Here is a 16799-nt window from a genome sequence, read left to right on the forward strand (position 1 = left end):
TAGTTTTTTGAGTGATAGACATGTCTTATACTACTTTTAGTCGTAACCATAATGATCAAATGCAAGAGCCAATGTTTTTTGGCCAAACCGTTAACGTTTCGCGTTACGATCAACAAAAATACCCTATTTTTGAAAAATTGATTGAAAAGCAACTTTCGTTTTTTTGGCGTCCGGAAGAAGTAGACGTAAGTAAAGACCGTTTAGACTTTCAAGCATTGCCAGAGCACGAAAAGCACATATTTTTAAGTAACTTAAAATATCAAACGCTGCTTGATAGTGTACAAGGCCGCTCGCCAAACGTTGCCCTACTCCCTATTGTGTCTATTCCTGAGCTAGAAACATGGATAGAAACGTGGGCATTTAGTGAAACTATTCACAGTCGCTCTTACACCCACATTATTCGTAACGTTACACAGTCACCAGAACTTATTTTTGATGACATAGTTAGTAACGAAAAAATTAGCGAACGTGCTGATGCGGTAACCACCTACTACGATGATTTAATCAATGGCGTGTCGCTTTATAACCTGTATGGCGAAGGCAAGCACGAAATTAACGGTCAAACCGTTGTGATTAGCTTATTTGATCTTAAAAAGAAACTTTACCTTGCCATGATGTCGGTAAATATTCTTGAAGCCATTCGTTTTTATGTCAGCTTTGCGTGTTCGTTTGCCTTTGCTGAGCGTGAATTAATGGAAGGTAACGCTAAAATCATCAAGCTAATCGCACGTGATGAAGCACTTCATCTGTCGGGTACGCAGCATATTTTAAACATTATGCAAGATGGTAAAGACGACCCTGAAATGGCGATTGTTGCCGCGCAGTGCCGTGAAGAAGCCATTAAAATGTTTGTTGAAGCCGCAGAGCAAGAAAAAGAATGGGCAGAGTACTTATTCAAAGATGGCTCTATGATTGGTTTAAACAAACACATTTTATGTCAGTATGTTGAATACATCACCAACGCACGTATGACCGCCATTGGCCTACCTGCGCAATTTGAAAACAACAGTAACCCAATTCCATGGATCAACTCATGGCTTGTGTCTGACAACGTGCAAGTTGCACCGCAAGAAGCTGAAATTAGCTCATACCTTGTAGGTCAAATTGACTCACAAGTAGATGCCTCAGAATTTGGTGACTTTGATTTATAATGAGTGACAAACCCACTGCAAGTATAACGCTTGCAGATAACAGCCAGTGTATAGAATTTAGCACTGGCTGCCCTTCTGTTTTACATTGCTTAGAAAACCAAAAAATAGATGTAGCTTATCAATGCCGCGAAGGTTATTGTGGCGCGTGCAGAGCCACGTTAGTTTCAGGCCAAGTGCACTATAACGAAGAGCCTTTAGCGTTTGTACGCGAGGGCGAAATACTGCTGTGTTGCTGTAAGCCAAACGGTAATATAAGTATTAATTTAAAATAAATTTACTGCGTTTTATTCAAATGCTGTGGTTCAAACCGGTAGTGCCCCGTGATTTTATAATCAAAAAGCATATCGGTTTTTTCTGCCCCGCGGCCAATGTTATGTACAATTAATGGATTGCCAGTTTGTACTGAACGCTCATTAACTACCATACCTATATGTGGCAGGTTACCCGGTAACATCCAAGTCACTATATCACCTGTTTTATACTCTTCAGGGCTATCAGATAACACTAACGCACGACCCTGTCTTTTAAAGTAGGTTTGTAAGTTAGGCACTCTTCGGTGGTCTATATTTTTATCGGGTTTGGTCAGCCCCCAAATACGCTTTGAGGGGTACAGAGTAAAATTGTCACGCATGTCTTCGTGTACTAACTGTTGTAAATCTATACCTAACTGGCGATAAGCACGAATAATCACATCGGTACACACCCCAATATTACTTGGCACGTCACCACCTGGGTAACTTATTGAACGATAACTCCCATCATACGTAACTTGGTGTGTTGTTCGCTGTATTAATGCAGCAGTTATATCTTCTTCAAATGAATTTGCTAAGGCACTAAAAGGCGCTAATACACTAAAATATAACCATACATTAGCCATATTCTGTTCCTTGTAAAAAAATTTATAATGCATCCAGTACATACTCAGGCACATTTATTTTCTCACCTGAATTTATAAAGTGAGTATCGAGCGAATAAGCCATAATTTCAAGCGGTGCATTGTGATAACCAAAGTGCTTAATTTCATTCATATAGCGCTCTATAAAGGCTAAAGCACCAAGATTTTGCCACTGCAATACATGCACTAATTCATGAAAATGTACGCGCAAGTTATCAACACTTGTCGGCAACAAGTAGTAAGTATTTTTATAAGTTATGCCGCTGACTTTCATATCAATAAAATCACCCAGCCCCATGGCACGTAAAGCAGCAAAATCGGGCTTGGGTATTTCATCGATTACAACATAAAAGGCATTTTCCAAAAATTCAGTTGGGTAAAAACCTGCAAACTGTGCTGCAAATTGAGTACAGCACACCCGTTTGTATTTATATTTATGATTTACCTCATCAATCCATTGCTCGATTGCGGTTAATATATCCATATTCCAAACCTCATTACAATCGCGACTAACTAGGTTTAATTAACCTTCTTCTTCTGTCAGTGACTCAAGTAAATCATGAATTTCAGCTTTAAGCGCTTTATCTTCAATTTTATTAGCGCTGACCTTGGCATTTTTTAGGCTTTTAATCGCTTCATTTTTTTGTCCAAGCTCTATTTGTAGAGTTGCCATTGAATAAGCAACCGACGACATATGATCTTTATTATTGATTGCAACCGACTTCTGTAGCGCTTTTTCATATGTGGTAATTGCCTCTTCAAGTTCTTCGGTAAAATCAGCTAAGGTTTCCCACTGTACAGGGTGATCTTTTGAAGTATTCTCGTTTTCTTCACAAATAGCTTTGAGCCTAGAAAATAATAATTCAAACCTTTTACGGTCGTTTCTATTTGCAGCTTCCATCAGTTGCTCTGCTAAATCATGTACTGCTTTATATACTTTGGTGTTCATCATCAGGAACTATCCTTAACTGGTCACTAAACTAACTATTTAGAGGCGTCCTAACCTTATTAGAACGGCTAATTATTTAGGTGTAATAATACATTAATAATAGATAGCGAGTTGGAATTAAAAGTGTGGTTTTAAAATTATATATAAAAAAGTAATCCACGTTAGTTACAGTGATACACTGAAAAACAAATGGACACCTAATATACTGACTAAAAATGAAAGAGTGCAACCAATGCGGTAAATGCTGTATTAAATACGGTGGGGGCGATTTAAGTGCAACCTTACAAGAAATTGAAATGTGGGCACTGTTTAACCCAGAGATTTATCAATATGTTAAAGATGATGAAATTTGGTTTGATCCAAAAACGCAATTGCGACTCTCCACTTGCCCCTTTTTAGAAATAGCGCCCAAAAAAGAGCCCTCCCATAAAACAATGTATACCTGCAGCATTTACCTAGATAGGCCAGAAGATTGCCGCCATTATCCAAGCCTGGTGTCAGAAATGATACGTGATGAATGCGAAATGATAGAACCTATCGATGTAAAAAACCAAACTAGAGCACAACATAAGCTTAATATAATTATGCTTGATAGCCGCTTTTAAACAGCTTATCTTATTTGCGTGGTTATTCATCGAAAAACATTAAGCTATAGTATAACATTGTTGATAAGTCAAAAATGCGGTGTTATATTATATCACAACATAGTAACCGCGAACCTTTAAGATAATGACAAAGTTAACATTAATTTCCTCTGCAGTTTTTTCTGTTTTATGTTCTCATTCAGCACTTGCTGCTACCGTTACCGGTAAAATAACAGACGATAAAAACCAACCTATTGAAAACGCAGCTGTACACGTACATGGTAAAGACCAAGGTGTAAAAACCAACGCACAGGGCGAATTTTCTATTGATGTAGACTCTCAAAGTCAATTGCATGTAAGTAAAGACAACTTTATAGACTCGCGTATTGCGGTAAATGAAAACTCAAACAATGTGACGGTGTCGCTTACCCCTACCTCGGTAGAAACCGTTGTTGTATATGCCTCTGCACTGCATAAAAATAGCTTAGAAATGATTTCGCCGGTGAGCGTTTTATCAGGTGATGAGCTTAAAAACAAATCAAAAGCGACCCTTGGCGAAACACTAAAGGGCTTACCAGGTGTTAATGCCAGTTACTTTGGTCCGGTATCATCAAGCCCTATTATCCGGGGTTTAGATGGCCCTCGCGTTAAAATTACCCAAAACGGTTTAGATGCCAGCGATGCATCGCGCATTGGCCCCGACCATGCAACCTCAAGCGACAGCTTAGCAGCGGAACAAATTGAAGTATTGCGCGGACCAAGCACCCTACTTTATGGCTCAGGTGCAATTGGTGGTGTGGTAAATGTGGTTGATAACCGTATTCCAACGAGCAATTTAGATGATTTAACCGGTGCTGCTGAATACAGCCATGACACGGTTTCTAACTCAAATACCGTGGCTGCAAAACTAGAAACAGGAAATGACGGATTTAACTTTCATTTTGATGGGACTAAACGCAGCGGTGATGACTATGAAACGCCGACATTTAACATTACAGATGAAGATGGTGATGTTGAAACCCATAACTCTGTAGAAAACACTTTTATTGATAGCGACACATTTAATGTGGGTACGAGTTATGTGGGCGATCATTTAACGGTTGGCTTTTCTTACGGTAGCATTGAAACCGATTACGGTATTCCTGGGCATGAGCATCATGACCATGACCATGAAGGTGAAACCGAAGAAGAACACGATGAGCACGCAGATGAAGAGGAAGAAGAGTCTGTTTATGCACATCTAGAGCAAGATCGTTGGCAAGGCCTTATAAGCTATGCGCTCGATAACAACTGGATTGAAAATATTAACCTTCGTGTTGGCTACACTGATTACAAACACAGTGAAATTGAAGACGGTGAAATTGGCACCACCTTTAAAAACGAAACAACCGAAGCACGCTTAAATGTAGAGCACAAGTTAGCGCAGTGGCACGGTATGATGGGCTATCATTATAGCGAATCGGACTACGACGCAATTGGCGAAGAAGCATTTACTCCTGCAAGTGTAACCACTACACATGCGTTATACCTACTTGAAGAACGTGAATTTGGTGATGTTACACTCGAGCTTGGTGCGCGTATTGAAGATTACGAAATAACAAGCACAATTACCGAAAGCGAGCACGCACATGATCACGATGAAGAAGAAGATCATGACGAAGGCGAAGAAGAAAGCATTGCATACAGCGAAAGCTTTACTAATGTAAGCGCCTCTGCCGGTGCTATTTGGCAATACACACCAGGGCAAAGCGTCGCACTTAGCTTATCTCACTCTGAGCGTGCGCCCCTTTCTGCTGAGCTTTTATCAAACGGATTACACATTGCTACAGGTACTTACGAGCTAGGCCTTGGCTATCATATTGAAGGTAACGAGGTTCACTTTGAGCCAGAAGACATTAAACAAGAAAAATCGACCAATTTAGATTTTAGCTTTAGACGTTTTAGCGGTGACTTTGGTTACACAGTTAACTTTTTCTATAACGATATTAAAAACTTTTATTATCAACAAAATACTGGATTAGTTTACGACGAAGAAGATGGTTTAGAATCTGCAATTGGCGCTCACGATGATGCAGTTGCCGTATATCAGTTTGCCAGCAAAGATGCTGAACTCTATGGTGTAGAATTTGATGTACACTATCAAATTGACCCTAATGCCATGGTTAAAGTATTTGGTGATTCAACACGCGCTAAGCTAAAAGACGACGAAGGTAACTTGCCGCGCATACCAGCAAATAAATTAGGATCTGAATTACAATACAATGTAGGCGATTTACAACTAACACTCACAGGTACGCACTACTTTGAGCAAGATAATATTAGCGCCTATGAAACTAAAACCGATGGCTACACAATTGTTGATGCTCAAGCTAATTATCAGTTAAGTTTAGGCGCTATAGATACGCAGTTATACTTAAATGTAGATAACATTACAGACGAACTTGGCTTTGTTCACAGCTCGTTTATAAAAGATAAAGCCCCACTACCAGGTAGAAACTTCCGCTTTGGTATTAGAGGTTATTTTTAATAACGCTTTGGCATTTATTCAGTTACTTTTAAAACCGCATTTTATATGCGGTTTTTTATGCCTACTCATTTAATTAACTAGGTTATTTACTTGTTGTAATAGCGTTTGTAGCGCAGGTAGCAAGTTTATCTTTCCCCCAAAATAACTCACTTAATTATGCGGATAGGCCTAAATTATTAACGTTTTTAAAGCTTGGTATAAAACCACAAGACACAAAAAAGCCGCGGTCAAGACCACGGCTTTTTAAATACTGACTTAATAACTAAATTAAGAAAGGATTTCGTGTAGCTCAACGTCAAATACAAGCGTTGAGAAAGGTGCAATTGCAGCACCTGCGCCACGTTCACCATAAGCAAGCTCATGAGGAACGTAAATACGCCATTTGGTGCCTACTGGCATCATTTGTAAAGCTTCAGTCCAACCTTTGATCACGCCACCTACTGGGAATTCAGCTGGTTGACCGCGCTCGTAAGAGCTATCAAATACTGTACCGTTAATTAATGTACCGTGGTAATCAACACGTACTGTAGACTCAGCAGTTGGCTTTTCGCCTTCGCCTGTTGCTAGTACTTCGTATTGTAAACCAGACTCGGTAACAGTGATTTCAGGACGCTTAGCGTTTTCTTCTAAGAATGCAATACCTTCAGCAGAAAGTACTTTTGCTTCTTCTTCACGACGCGCTTGGATCTCTTCGTTAATTTTTTCAAATGCAGCTTGGATCTCAGGGATCTCAACTTGAAAAGCGCTACCAGCGTACGCATCTTTCATGCCTTCAAATACTGAATTTAGGTTTAAGCCTTCAAAAGGGTTAGACTTAAGTTGCTCACCCATTTGTAAGCCAATACCGTAACTTGCTTTTTCAGCATCTGTAGTAAAATTATCTGACATAATGTGTTTTTCACGTTTTGTTAGTTAAAAGACGCGTACATGCTAACATAAAATAAAACCGGTTTGGGGCTAGTTTTTACTGTGTTTTACCTTAATTTTGCCAACTATGTAGCTACAAAGGGGTAAACTGAATAAAAATCCAACAAGCAATGGCCACGCTAGTAAACCGCCACTGCCAAACAGCACCAATGGCACTAATACTAAACCAACTAAAGCAATAAAAGCTGCGCCAATTACAGGCCAATGCGTATCGTATTTAGTAATAAGATGCGCAGTTAATACGTTAAAGCCAATACCATACACAAAGGCGGTGATAAGCGTTGCGTCTGGTTGTGCATCTGCTGCCATTTTTATTAATAAATTAATCGCGCTTTGATAGCAGTAGCCAAATACAATCCACAGTAGTACATGCTTTACTAAGCGTTGCGATGTTGTAAGGTTTGCTTCTTTTGACATTTATTAAACTCCACAAAGCAAAAAACCGCCCATAAGGCGGTTTTTTTAAATAATGGTGGAGAGATAGGGATTTGAACCCTAGATAGGCTACAAACCTATGCCGGTTTTCAAGACCGGTGCATTCGACCACTCTGCCATCTCTCCGTACGGCGCGAATAATAGGGGGTATTGAGCAACTTGTAAAGACCTAAATGTAAATAATTAGCTAAAAACAGCATTTGGTTCAAAAAACCACCACAAATAGCTAAAAACCTACATTGCTCATTGCCCTATTAATAATATTGCTTTGGCCTACGTGCAATCCACGAACAAATTAAGCACAGTAATAAACTGAGTGCTAAAAATGTAACGCTTTGAAATATTAAATCAAAACGGTTTAAATCATCACTTGGTACTACCACAAATAAAAATGCAGGTAATACACTAAGCAATAACACATAAAAACAAATTTTAAAGGCCCGACCAAAATCAAACCTTTTAGACTGCTGCATCCACCAGGTTAATAAAACAAGCATTCCCATAGCAGAGCCAGCTATAAAATGTGCAGTATTCGTGCTCATTGCCACATAAAGTGTAATAAAAGCACCCACTATTCCCCAAATTGACCATGCCAGCCAATTCTCTTTTTCTTGTAAAAATAAATTTCCCATCGTTTTCGTCTTCTTTATCGTTATTTTTATTAAGACTTTCCATACTTTAACAAAAAACAACCGATTAAAAAACAAACTGAAGAAGAAAAAGTTAACCTATATTGCTTCCGTGCACTTCTCACAGCTAAATCAAAAAAGGACGAGCCTAACAGCAGCAACCTTAATGCTATATGACTGCGCAGAACTACAATAGTTCATTATTTATTATAAATAAGTGAAGTAATCATCTGGTTTATGCTTAGCTGCCTTTTTGCACTCAATCTCTGGGGTGCCTAAATATAAATACCCAACAATTTCATCTTGTTCGTCTAAATTAAGGGCATTTTTGACTGCTGTGCTTTGTGCAAAATACCCTGTACGCCATACACCACCTAAACCTTGTGCAAATGCGGCTTGTTGCATGGCAAGTACACTGCAACCGGCGCTTTGTACTTGCTCAATACGCGGCACTTTTGGATGGGCTTGATACTTAGCAATAGCAATAATGATCATCGGTGCGCGCAGCACAAGCTCTTTTGCGCGTTTAATCACTTTTTCTTCTTGCTGCTCAGCAACGGCGCTTTGATGGTATATCTCACCTAATTTATGGCGGGCATCACCTTGAACGACAATAAACTGCCAAGGCGCAATACATCCGTGATCAGGCACCCGTAACGCGGCTTGCTTTATTATATCGAGCTGCTCTGAATTTGGTCCTGGGGCGGTTAATTTAGCGTCAGATTGGCGGGTTAGTAAAAGCTCAATAGCATCCATAGCGTACTCTCATAATTCAAAACGTTAGAGTACCATTTATGCCTTTAAAAAATAAACTCTGCTTAATTATCAATTTTATTAAAACCCTACTTATTCTCTCGTATTACAGCGCCCTTACTGCGTAAACAATATTCATATACCACTGTATAAATCCGAGAGAGGCGCTATGCGTTTAACACAGGTTACAAGCAAAAAGGGCGTATAAAAATATTTATACGCCCTTTTTAAACCAATTTGTTTGCTACTCTTTTACTACTGCACGCCTGAGCCAATAATCAACACTAACAAAGCGACCGCCACCTACAAAAAACAAGCTAAGTAACATGGCAAAATAAATAGCAGAAAATTCAATACCGTTATTTATTATGGAAGGTTTACCTTTTTCATATAAGTAATCAGTAAATCCGTGCTCTTCAACTATGCCCCTAATTTTACCTATACGTTCTTGTACTTCTAGTGAGTTTTCAAGGCTTTCTTTAGCCCCTGGAATTGATAACCAATCAAGTACTTGAGCTGAACTGGTTGTAGGGTTTGATGGCGCTATAGCAAACCAACCATTATGCCAATGCACAGTTGTTGCTGCCACAACCATTGTAAACATCAGCGGAATGCTTACTAAGCGGGTAAATAGCCCAAAGAGTAAAAACCACCCGCCTAAAAATTCACTCCAGCCAGCTAAAAAGGCAAGTAAGTCTGGAAATGGTAAGCCTAAACCCCATTCACTATTGCCAAACCATTGCACAACGCTTGCATCAGCAAGAAAATAGCTAAAAAAGCCGTCGGTTTCTCCACTTAGGGCTAATTTATTAAAGCCCGCAATAATCATTACGGGGGCTAAAATTAAGCGAAAAAGTAACGCAGGTAATCCGTCGGCATACGATAGATTACCCATGATTTTATTATACAAACGAAATAATTTACTCATGTGTGGCCTGCTTTGTCAGTGTATTAAGTTATGGACTCTATACACACAAGACCTGAGGGTACTGTAAATTATTTCATTTTATTAACACTGTTAAATGGCTCTAGCCACTTGAAGCGCTTCAAAAATTGCACGCTTTGCATCAATTGCTGCTGCTAATTTAGCGCCACCAATAACATGTACCTTTGCATTTTCCCGGTGTTGCTCAAGCACTTCATTATTAGAAACCTGCCCTATACACGCAATAACCGTATCAACCGGCAGTACTTGTTTTTCTCCGGCAACAGTAACTGTAAGGCCATTTTTATCAAAACTGTGGTACTGGCAATCAGCAATTTGTTTAACACCATGTTGCTTAGCAACTTGACGATGTATCCAGCCTGTAGTTTTACCAAGCCCGCTACCAAAGCGCCCTGCACTGCGTTTTAGCATGTATAATTGTCGCTCATCTTTGTGCGGCTCTGCCTCGCACTCAATACCCCACTGCTTTTTAAACTCAGGAATAGATTGCGATTTGTGCTCACTTAAAAAAGCAACCATATCAAAGCCAATACCGCCGGCACCTAAAATGGCTATTGATTTGCCCAGTTCGACCTCACCGCGTATAACTTCATCATAAGCAAATACACGCTTAGAGTCTGCGCATTCAATTGCAGCTTCACGCGGGCGTACACCTGTGGCAAATACGATGTCATCGTATTTTTGTAACATTGCATCATCGTAGGCTTTACCAAGTTCTACATTTACGTTGAGCCTTTCAAGTTCATTAGTAAAGTAGCTAAGCGTATGATTAAAGTCTTCTTTACCTGGAATTTGCATGGCTAGATTAAATTGGCCACCCATTTGTGTTTTTTGATCGATAAGCGTTACTGTGTGCCCTTTTTCAGCCAAATAACAACTTGCCGAAAGCCCAGCAGGGCCCGCTCCAACAACTAATACATTTTTAGCGTTAGAAGCTTTATCTAACGGGTAATCAAGTTCAAAGGCGGCTTGTGGGTTAACTAAACAGGTTGCACGTTTATTTTTAAATACGTGGTCTAAACAGCCTTGGTTACAGCCAATACAAATATTTATTTGTTTAGTTTGCTGATTTTGATATTTGTTAAAAAACTCAGGATCGGCCAATAAAGGGCGAGCCATTGAAATTAAATCGGCTTCATTATCATTAAGGATTTGGTTGGCTATATCCGGCGTATTAATACGGTTTACAGCTATAACAGGTACATTCACCACTGACTTTAATCGTTTTGAAGCCTCTTTAAATGCTCCAGGAGGCACCATACTGGCGATTGTTGGCACGCGTGCTTCATGCCACCCAATGCCAGTATTAAAAATATCAACACCGGCCTGCTCAAGTGCTTTTGCCTGAATAGTGACTTCATCAGGGGTTGAGCCATTCGGGATTAGGTCCATAACAGATAATCTAAAAATAATTAAAAACGTATCAGATACTTTAGCCCTAACGGCTTTAACTATTTCAAGCGCTAATCGCATTCTATTTTCTAGGCTGCCACCAAATTCGTCATCGCGCTTATTGGTGTGTGGCGCCATAAATTCATTAATTAAGTAACCTTCAGAGCCCATTACTTCAACACCATCGTAACCTGCTTTTTCTGCCATATAGGCAGAGTGCGCAAAGTCTTTAATGGTTTTTTTAATCGAGCCTAGCGACATTTGTTTAGGTTTGTATGGATTTATAGGCGCTTGAATAGCGCTTGGGGCTTGGTTAAACGGATGATAAGCGTATCGACCAGCATGTAAAAGCTGCAAACATATTTTTCCGCCATGTTTATGAACGGCGCCTGTGTATGCACGGTGTTTAAATACATCATAATAACTGTTAAATGATGAAGAAATAGGCGTTAATTTACCGCGCAAGTTAGGGCTGTATCCCCCGGTAATGATCATGGCCGTGCCGCCTTTAGCACGCGCCTCGTAAAAAGCGCTTAACCTTTTGCGGTTGTGCCAGCCCTCTTCAAGGCCTGTGTGCATTGAGCCCATTACCAAGCGGTTTCGTAATTGTGTGTGTTTTAATTGTAATTGTTGTTCTAACATCCTGTGCCCCGTTAACTGGTCTAACCTGTATACATTAGCTAATTCTGCTTTAATGGCAAGTAATAAGCAATATGTGCCTGCATTTAATTAAAAATACTATTAAAAACGTATATTTATGTAACCTCATAAACACTTCGTTACGATTTAGCAGTTAAAATTATTTTTATTCTAGGCTAAGATGGAACTAATGTATTAGCTGTACCAAATTAAGGAGCTATTTTGATAGCAAAGGTATTTAGAGGTATTTGGGCTGGAATAAACTTTTCTCGTCGTTTAATACTCAACATTTTGTTTTTATTACTGGTTGTTGTATTTTTTATGTCGCTATCAAGCGATGACGATACAATAATAATAGAAGATGGCTCTGTACTTAGGCTTAATCTTAATGGGCCTATTGTGGAAGAAAAAACATATATAGACCCTGTCGAAGCAGCCATTAACGATGCTACGTCTAATTCAGAAGCACCTAGTGAAATTTTACTTGATGATGTAGTCAAAGTGATTGATGAAGCCACTAATGACGAGCGCATCAGCGTTATCTTACTAGATTTGCAAGAAATGCCGAAAGCCCACCTAAATAAGCTAAAGCGTATTACTAAATCGTTAGATGCCTTTAAGCAAGCGGGTAAAAAAGTGATTGCATCGGGCTACTATTACACTCAATCGCAATATTATATTGCATCGCATGCCGATGAAATTGCAATGCATCCTTATGGTTCGGTAGCCATTGAAGGCTATGGAATGTATCCACTTTACTTTAAAGAAGCACTAGAAAAACTTAAAGTAACGCAGCATATTTTCCGTGTTGGTACGTTTAAGTCGGCGGTAGAGCCGTTTATTCGTAACGATATGTCTGATGCTGCTAAAGAAGCAAACCGCGTTTGGCTTGGTGCATTATGGAGCGAATATAAGCAAGATGTTGCTGCGGTACGCCCTTTTGATGAATCTAACTTTGACGAAACCATGGATGCTTACCTTGCTAAAATGAAGGCTGCAAATGGCGATGCAGGTAAATATGCACTTGACCATCAATGGGTCGACTCGCTTAAAACAACTCAGCAAATTCGCCAACAACTCATTGATTTAGTTGGCGCACAAGAAGACGGTAAAACATTTAAGCAAGTGTCTTTTCGTGAATACTTAAGCTTAGTTAAGCCCCCTATCGAATTTGATAACCCAATTACAGAAAAAGTTGCTGTAGTTGTTGCTAAAGGTACGATTGTTGATGGTGAGCGCAAAGCAGGTGAAATTGGCGGTGACTCTACCGCAGCACTACTTCGCAAAGCACGCCTTGATGATAAAGTAAAAGCGGTTGTTTTACGTATTGATTCAGGTGGCGGCAGTATGTTTGCCTCTGAGGTTATTCGTGCTGAAGTATTAGCACTTAAAGCCGCAGGCAAACCTGTAATCGCATCAATGAGCTCAGTTGCCGCATCTGGCGGTTATTGGATTGCCTCAGCAGCTAACGAAATTTGGGCAGCACCAAGTACCATCACCGGCTCTATTGGTGTGTTTGGTACATTTATGACTTTTGAAGATACTTTATCTGAAATTGGTGTGTACTCAGATGGTGTTGCAACGTCAGAAATGGCTGGATTTTCTATTACTCGCCCGCTTAATGAAAAAATGGCGCAAGTTATTCAAATGAGTGTTGAAGAAGCTTATAGCCGCTTTATAGATGTGGTTGCTGATGCGCGCAATATGACACCAGAGCAAGTTGATAAAATTGCACAAGGGCGTGTGTGGATTGCTTCACAAGCACAAGAGCTTGGCCTAGTTGATAAGCTTGGTGATAAACAAGATGCGATTGATGCCGCAGCGGCGCTTGCAAAACTTAATCACTACGAAGTGAAAACAATTAAACAAGACCTAAGCCCGCAAGAAAAAATGCTGCAAGATATTTTTGGCAGTGCATCCGTTAAATCTATGCTTGGCTTAAATACAAATACAGCCTCTGTTTTAGCCACTCAAGCTAATATTAATACGGTGATAAAGCGCCTAAGTAGTGAAGTAGCTGATCTAAAAGATTATAACGATCCGCAGGGTGTATACGCACGTTGTTTAGAGTGTAGCGTTGCACAATAAAAGTGCACGTATTTACTCAAGCAGCTGTATTTAAAACAACTTAACGTTATACTAAGCCCAGTTTTTTTACTGGGCTTTTTTTATGAAACGTAAACGCATTTATATCGCATACACTGGCGGTACCATAGGTATGAAAAAATCGAGCCGTGGCTACATTCCGGCTGAAGGTTTTTTAACAGAAACAGTGGTCAATAACGCAGAATTTAACCGTGAAGAAATGCCCCTTTTTGATATTCACGAGTACTGCCCATTAATCGATTCATCAGATATGTCGCCAGCGCATTGGCAACTAATAGCTGATGACATTAAAAGCAAATACCACGATTACGATGGTTTTGTGGTACTTCATGGCACCGATACAATGGCTTACACAGCCTCTGCCCTGTCGTTCATGTTCGAAAATTTAACTAAACCCGTTATTGTTACTGGCTCACAAATTCCTTTATCGCAATTACGCTCTGACGGCCAAGTTAACTTATTAAACGCCATGTTTTTAGCGGCTAATTACCCTATTGCTGAAGTGAGCTTATTTTTTAATAACCAATTATTTAGAGGTAACCGAGCCACGAAAGCACATGCCGATGGTTTTAATGCTTTTGCATCTCCTAACCTAGAGCCTTTAGCGTTATCTGGAATTAATATTCAGCTAATTAAAGGTCAGCTAAGCCCTTATGTAGAAAACGAACTACAGGTAACCACCATTACACCTCAACCAATTGGTGTACTTTATTTATACCCAGGCATTAGTAAAGACGTGGTTAAAAGTTTGGTGAATGACAATATAAAAGCACTGGTATTGCTTAGCTTTGGCGTAGGTAATGCCCCACAAGACCCCGACTTTTTAGACGTGCTAAGTGAGGCAAGTAAACGCGGCATGGTTATTGTTAATTTAACGCAGTGTTTAAAAGGCCATGTAAATATGGGCGGCTATGCTACGGGTAACGCGTTATTAAATATTGGTGTAATAAGTGGCTACGATATGACACTAGAGGCGTGTTTAACAAAGCTGCATTATTTGTTTAGCCAAAACCTAGAAATTGAAACGATTCGCCATTTAATGCAAGACAATTTACGCGGTGAATTAAGCCGCTAATTTTAGTGACCAAAACGCAAAAGGCACGCTAAATAGCGTGCCTTTATTAATTTATAAACGCGGTAATTATCTTACTTTCGCGTCTATACCCACTAAATCAGTTAAGTGGCACACTTCACCTGAGTGAGTTTTAATACCATGCTCACCAAAGTAATCACGCTGAGCTTGTACTAAATGCCCATTACTTGGTGTGGTTAATGTGGCTAAATACGTTTGTGTTGATGCAAGTACAGGGAACGCTAAGCCAGTCATCACAGCTTGCCCAGTTACTTTGCGAAGCGCATTAGATTCATTTTCAAGCGTATCAATGTATTCAACGCCTTGCGCTACACTATCTAGGTAGTCAGCACGAATAATACAACCGGCACGCCATGTTTGCAGTGTTTTAGACAAGTCTACTTTCCACTGATGGGTACGAGAAGCCCCTTTAATTAACGCTAAACCTTGGCGATACGCTAATAAGCTCGCCAATGTAAATGCATCTTTTAGCTCTTCAAGGTCAATATCAACCTTGTTTGTAGCTTTAGCGGCATATGTCATTTCTTGTGCTGCGGTGGTGTCACATACATTGGTTAAGTGGCGAGCTTGCACCGCGGCAACCAGTGAAGGAACAGCAATACCCAGTTCAAGTGCATTTTGCGCAGTCCACAGGCCTGTGCCTTTTGCGCCTACTTTATTATCAATTAAATCAACAAGCGGCTCTTGCTTGGTGTTTTCAAGAGATAAAATATGGCTAGAAATAGCAAGTAAGTAGCTATTTAAGTGACCGGTAGACCAGTCATCAAAAATTTCAGCCACTTCTTTTGGTGAGCGACCTGTACCAATACGAAGTAGTTGATACACTTCAGCAATAAGCTGCATAATTGCGTATTCAATGCCGTTGTGAACCATTTTTACAAAATGGCCACTGGCCGATTGACCAACGCGTGCAAAACACGACTCGCCATTGTAGCTAGCGGCTACTTTTTCAAACCACGGTTCGATTCGCTCCCAACCGCCTTCTGAGCCACTTGCCATCATTGCAGGACCATGACGAGCGCCTTCGGCACCGCCAGAAATACCCATGGTGGCAAATTCAAATTTGTTTTGATACTTAAGTTTACGATTAATGCCGTCTTTGTAGTTACTGTTACCACAATCTACAATCATATCGTTACACTGTACGCCAGCTTCAACAAGCTCATTACACACAGCATCAACCAGTTCGCCTGCAGGCACTAATAATAAAATAGAGCGAGGTGCTTCTAAACGCCTTACCATGTCTCCTAAATCAGAAACAATATGAAGTCTATCGGCCATGCCTTGCGATTTAGCACAACTTAATAACTCTTCACCCGCATGTGGGTTTTTATCATATGCGACTAACGTTATGCCTTTTTCAATCATGTTTAAGGCAATATTTTTGCCCATAACGCCTAACCCGACTAATGCAACTTGCATTTAGTGTCCTCCTCGGTAACAACTATTTGGTTAGTAAACTAAGTAATTCATTAAATAATACCGCGTGCATTATACTCATACCGTCATAAAATGCGAACGTTGAGCTAATACAGCATGCTTTTTTATTACGCTATTAAAAAGCACTGCAATTGTATCAAATATAAGGGCTGTGCGGTTACAAATACTCTGCGTATTTTGAATTTAAGATCATTGACGGATTTTGACACCGGTGTCATAATGATGACATATTCGTTTTGTATAAAATAGTGGCAATACTAACTAGTTTGCCTATAACTAAAAATGTTTATACATAAGTTATAAGTATTTTGAAGTCACAAAATAACCGTCAAC

Annotated in this window: 16 protein-coding genes and 1 tRNA gene; 6 read left to right on the forward strand and 11 right to left on the reverse strand. The window is 39.8% G+C overall.

The window, feature by feature from the left end; genetic code table 11:
* Positions 1–20: 20 nt before the first annotated feature.
* The gene (gene nrdB, locus PSH48_RS08380; protein WP_004587863.1) at positions 21–1151 is read left to right on the forward strand and encodes a class Ia ribonucleoside-diphosphate reductase subunit beta; all 1131 of its coding nucleotides are present in this window, start codon (positions 21–23) and stop codon (positions 1149–1151) included.
* On the forward strand, positions 1151–1423 hold the full coding sequence (yfaE, locus tag PSH48_RS08385; protein ID WP_004587862.1) for a class I ribonucleotide reductase maintenance protein YfaE: 273 nt from the start codon (positions 1151–1153) through the stop codon (positions 1421–1423). Before nrdB ends, yfaE begins: the two co-directional genes overlap by 1 nt.
* Positions 1424–1425: 2 nt before the next feature.
* Here yfaE and PSH48_RS08390 read toward each other — a convergent pair whose 3' ends face one another.
* The 3 genes from PSH48_RS08390 to PSH48_RS08400 are packed head-to-tail and all read right to left on the reverse strand — an operon-like array spanning position 1426 to position 2998.
* A complete protein-coding gene (locus tag PSH48_RS08390; RefSeq protein ID WP_004587861.1) occupies positions 1426–2028 on the reverse strand; it encodes a DUF1287 domain-containing protein in 603 nt (200 codons plus the stop codon).
* A 22-nt stretch (positions 2029–2050) separates the two neighbouring features.
* On the reverse strand, positions 2051–2530 hold the full coding sequence (locus PSH48_RS08395; protein ID WP_273611338.1) for a hypothetical protein: 480 nt from the start codon (positions 2528–2530) through the stop codon (positions 2051–2053).
* A 39-nt stretch (positions 2531–2569) separates the two neighbouring features.
* On the reverse strand, positions 2570–2998 hold the full coding sequence (locus PSH48_RS08400) for a hypothetical protein (RefSeq protein WP_024034088.1): 429 nt from the start codon (positions 2996–2998) through the stop codon (positions 2570–2572).
* 212 nt (positions 2999–3210) lie between these two features.
* Between PSH48_RS08400 and PSH48_RS08405 the strand changes: the two genes are divergently transcribed.
* Together PSH48_RS08405 and PSH48_RS08410 are read left to right on the forward strand one after the other, a co-directional pair.
* Entirely contained in the window at positions 3211–3600 is a 390-nt protein-coding gene (locus PSH48_RS08405; RefSeq protein ID WP_273611339.1) for a YkgJ family cysteine cluster protein, read from the forward strand.
* A 124-nt stretch (positions 3601–3724) separates the two neighbouring features.
* Complete coding sequence (locus PSH48_RS08410; RefSeq protein ID WP_273611340.1) at positions 3725–6106, forward strand: TonB-dependent receptor; 2382 nt, start codon at positions 3725–3727, stop codon at positions 6104–6106.
* Between the two features lie 267 nt (positions 6107–6373).
* Here the strand turns inward: PSH48_RS08410 and PSH48_RS08415 are convergent, their stop codons facing one another.
* From PSH48_RS08415 to PSH48_RS08445, 7 genes are all read right to left on the reverse strand, one after another.
* Positions 6374–6994, reverse strand: coding sequence for an FKBP-type peptidyl-prolyl cis-trans isomerase (locus PSH48_RS08415; protein WP_004587856.1), 621 nt, complete (start codon positions 6992–6994; stop codon positions 6374–6376).
* A 69-nt stretch (positions 6995–7063) separates the two neighbouring features.
* Positions 7064–7450, reverse strand: coding sequence for a hypothetical protein (locus PSH48_RS08420; RefSeq protein WP_029772511.1), 387 nt, complete (start codon positions 7448–7450; stop codon positions 7064–7066).
* Positions 7451–7503: 53 nt separating this feature from the next.
* Positions 7504–7594 (reverse strand) — tRNA-Ser (locus tag PSH48_RS08425).
* Between the two features lie 128 nt (positions 7595–7722).
* Complete coding sequence (locus PSH48_RS08430) at positions 7723–8100, reverse strand: hypothetical protein (protein WP_024034084.1); 378 nt, start codon at positions 8098–8100, stop codon at positions 7723–7725.
* Between the two features lie 204 nt (positions 8101–8304).
* The gene (locus tag PSH48_RS08435; RefSeq protein ID WP_004587853.1) at positions 8305–8853 is read right to left on the reverse strand and encodes an NAD(P)H nitroreductase; all 549 of its coding nucleotides are present in this window, start codon (positions 8851–8853) and stop codon (positions 8305–8307) included.
* Between the two features lie 241 nt (positions 8854–9094).
* On the reverse strand, positions 9095–9778 hold the full coding sequence (locus tag PSH48_RS08440) for an HvfX family Cu-binding RiPP maturation protein (RefSeq protein WP_055253459.1): 684 nt from the start codon (positions 9776–9778) through the stop codon (positions 9095–9097).
* 90 nt (positions 9779–9868) lie between these two features.
* Entirely contained in the window at positions 9869–11830 is a 1962-nt protein-coding gene (locus PSH48_RS08445) for an oxidoreductase (RefSeq protein ID WP_121637424.1), read from the reverse strand.
* A gap of 219 nt (positions 11831–12049) precedes the next feature.
* Between PSH48_RS08445 and sppA the strand changes: the two genes are divergently transcribed.
* Both sppA and ansA read left to right on the forward strand, forming a co-directional pair.
* Positions 12050–13915 (forward strand): signal peptide peptidase SppA, encoded by a 1866-nt coding sequence (gene sppA / locus PSH48_RS08450; RefSeq protein WP_096739664.1) that lies wholly within the window; start codon positions 12050–12052, stop codon positions 13913–13915.
* 82 nt (positions 13916–13997) lie between these two features.
* Positions 13998–15008 carry an asparaginase gene (gene ansA / locus PSH48_RS08455; protein WP_024034079.1) on the forward strand — a complete coding sequence of 337 codons (1011 nt, stop codon included), beginning with the start codon at positions 13998–14000 and terminating at the stop codon, positions 15006–15008.
* Between the two features lie 66 nt (positions 15009–15074).
* On the opposite strand, the gene gndA is transcribed toward ansA, so the two are convergent.
* Positions 15075–16448 (reverse strand): NADP-dependent phosphogluconate dehydrogenase, encoded by a 1374-nt coding sequence (gene gndA / locus PSH48_RS08460; RefSeq protein ID WP_024034078.1) that lies wholly within the window; start codon positions 16446–16448, stop codon positions 15075–15077.
* Positions 16449–16799 lie beyond the last annotated feature (351 nt).

This window comes from Pseudoalteromonas sp. Angola-4, from assembly GCF_028599265.1.
GTDB lineage: Bacteria > Pseudomonadota > Gammaproteobacteria > Enterobacterales > Alteromonadaceae > Pseudoalteromonas > Pseudoalteromonas atlantica.

Excerpts from the sequence above, each read along its gene's own strand:
- PSH48_RS08430 (WP_024034084.1), bottom strand. The coding sequence starts at position 8,100 with ATGGGAAATTTATTTTTACAAGAAAAAGAGAATTGGCTGGCATGGTCA.
- PSH48_RS08405 (WP_273611339.1), top strand. The coding sequence starts at position 3,211 with ATGAAAGAGTGCAACCAATGCGGTAAATGCTGTATTAAATACGGTGGG.
- PSH48_RS08445 (WP_121637424.1), bottom strand. The coding sequence starts at position 11,830 with ATGTTAGAACAACAATTACAATTAAAACACACACAATTACGAAACCGC.
- PSH48_RS08400 (WP_024034088.1), bottom strand. The coding sequence starts at position 2,998 with ATGATGAACACCAAAGTATATAAAGCAGTACATGATTTAGCAGAGCAA.
- gndA (WP_024034078.1), bottom strand. The coding sequence starts at position 16,448 with ATGCAAGTTGCATTAGTCGGGTTAGGCGTTATGGGCAAAAATATTGCC.
- PSH48_RS08395 (WP_273611338.1), bottom strand. The coding sequence starts at position 2,530 with ATGGATATATTAACCGCAATCGAGCAATGGATTGATGAGGTAAATCAT.
- yfaE (WP_004587862.1), top strand. The coding sequence starts at position 1,151 with ATGAGTGACAAACCCACTGCAAGTATAACGCTTGCAGATAACAGCCAG.
- PSH48_RS08435 (WP_004587853.1), bottom strand. The coding sequence starts at position 8,853 with ATGGATGCTATTGAGCTTTTACTAACCCGCCAATCTGACGCTAAATTA.
- PSH48_RS08440 (WP_055253459.1), bottom strand. The coding sequence starts at position 9,778 with ATGAGTAAATTATTTCGTTTGTATAATAAAATCATGGGTAATCTATCG.
- nrdB (WP_004587863.1), top strand. The coding sequence starts at position 21 with ATGTCTTATACTACTTTTAGTCGTAACCATAATGATCAAATGCAAGAG.
- PSH48_RS08420 (WP_029772511.1), bottom strand. The coding sequence starts at position 7,450 with ATGTCAAAAGAAGCAAACCTTACAACATCGCAACGCTTAGTAAAGCAT.
- PSH48_RS08415 (WP_004587856.1), bottom strand. The coding sequence starts at position 6,994 with ATGTCAGATAATTTTACTACAGATGCTGAAAAAGCAAGTTACGGTATT.
- PSH48_RS08410 (WP_273611340.1), top strand. The coding sequence starts at position 3,725 with ATGACAAAGTTAACATTAATTTCCTCTGCAGTTTTTTCTGTTTTATGT.
- PSH48_RS08390 (WP_004587861.1), bottom strand. The coding sequence starts at position 2,028 with ATGGCTAATGTATGGTTATATTTTAGTGTATTAGCGCCTTTTAGTGCC.
- ansA (WP_024034079.1), top strand. The coding sequence starts at position 13,998 with ATGAAACGTAAACGCATTTATATCGCATACACTGGCGGTACCATAGGT.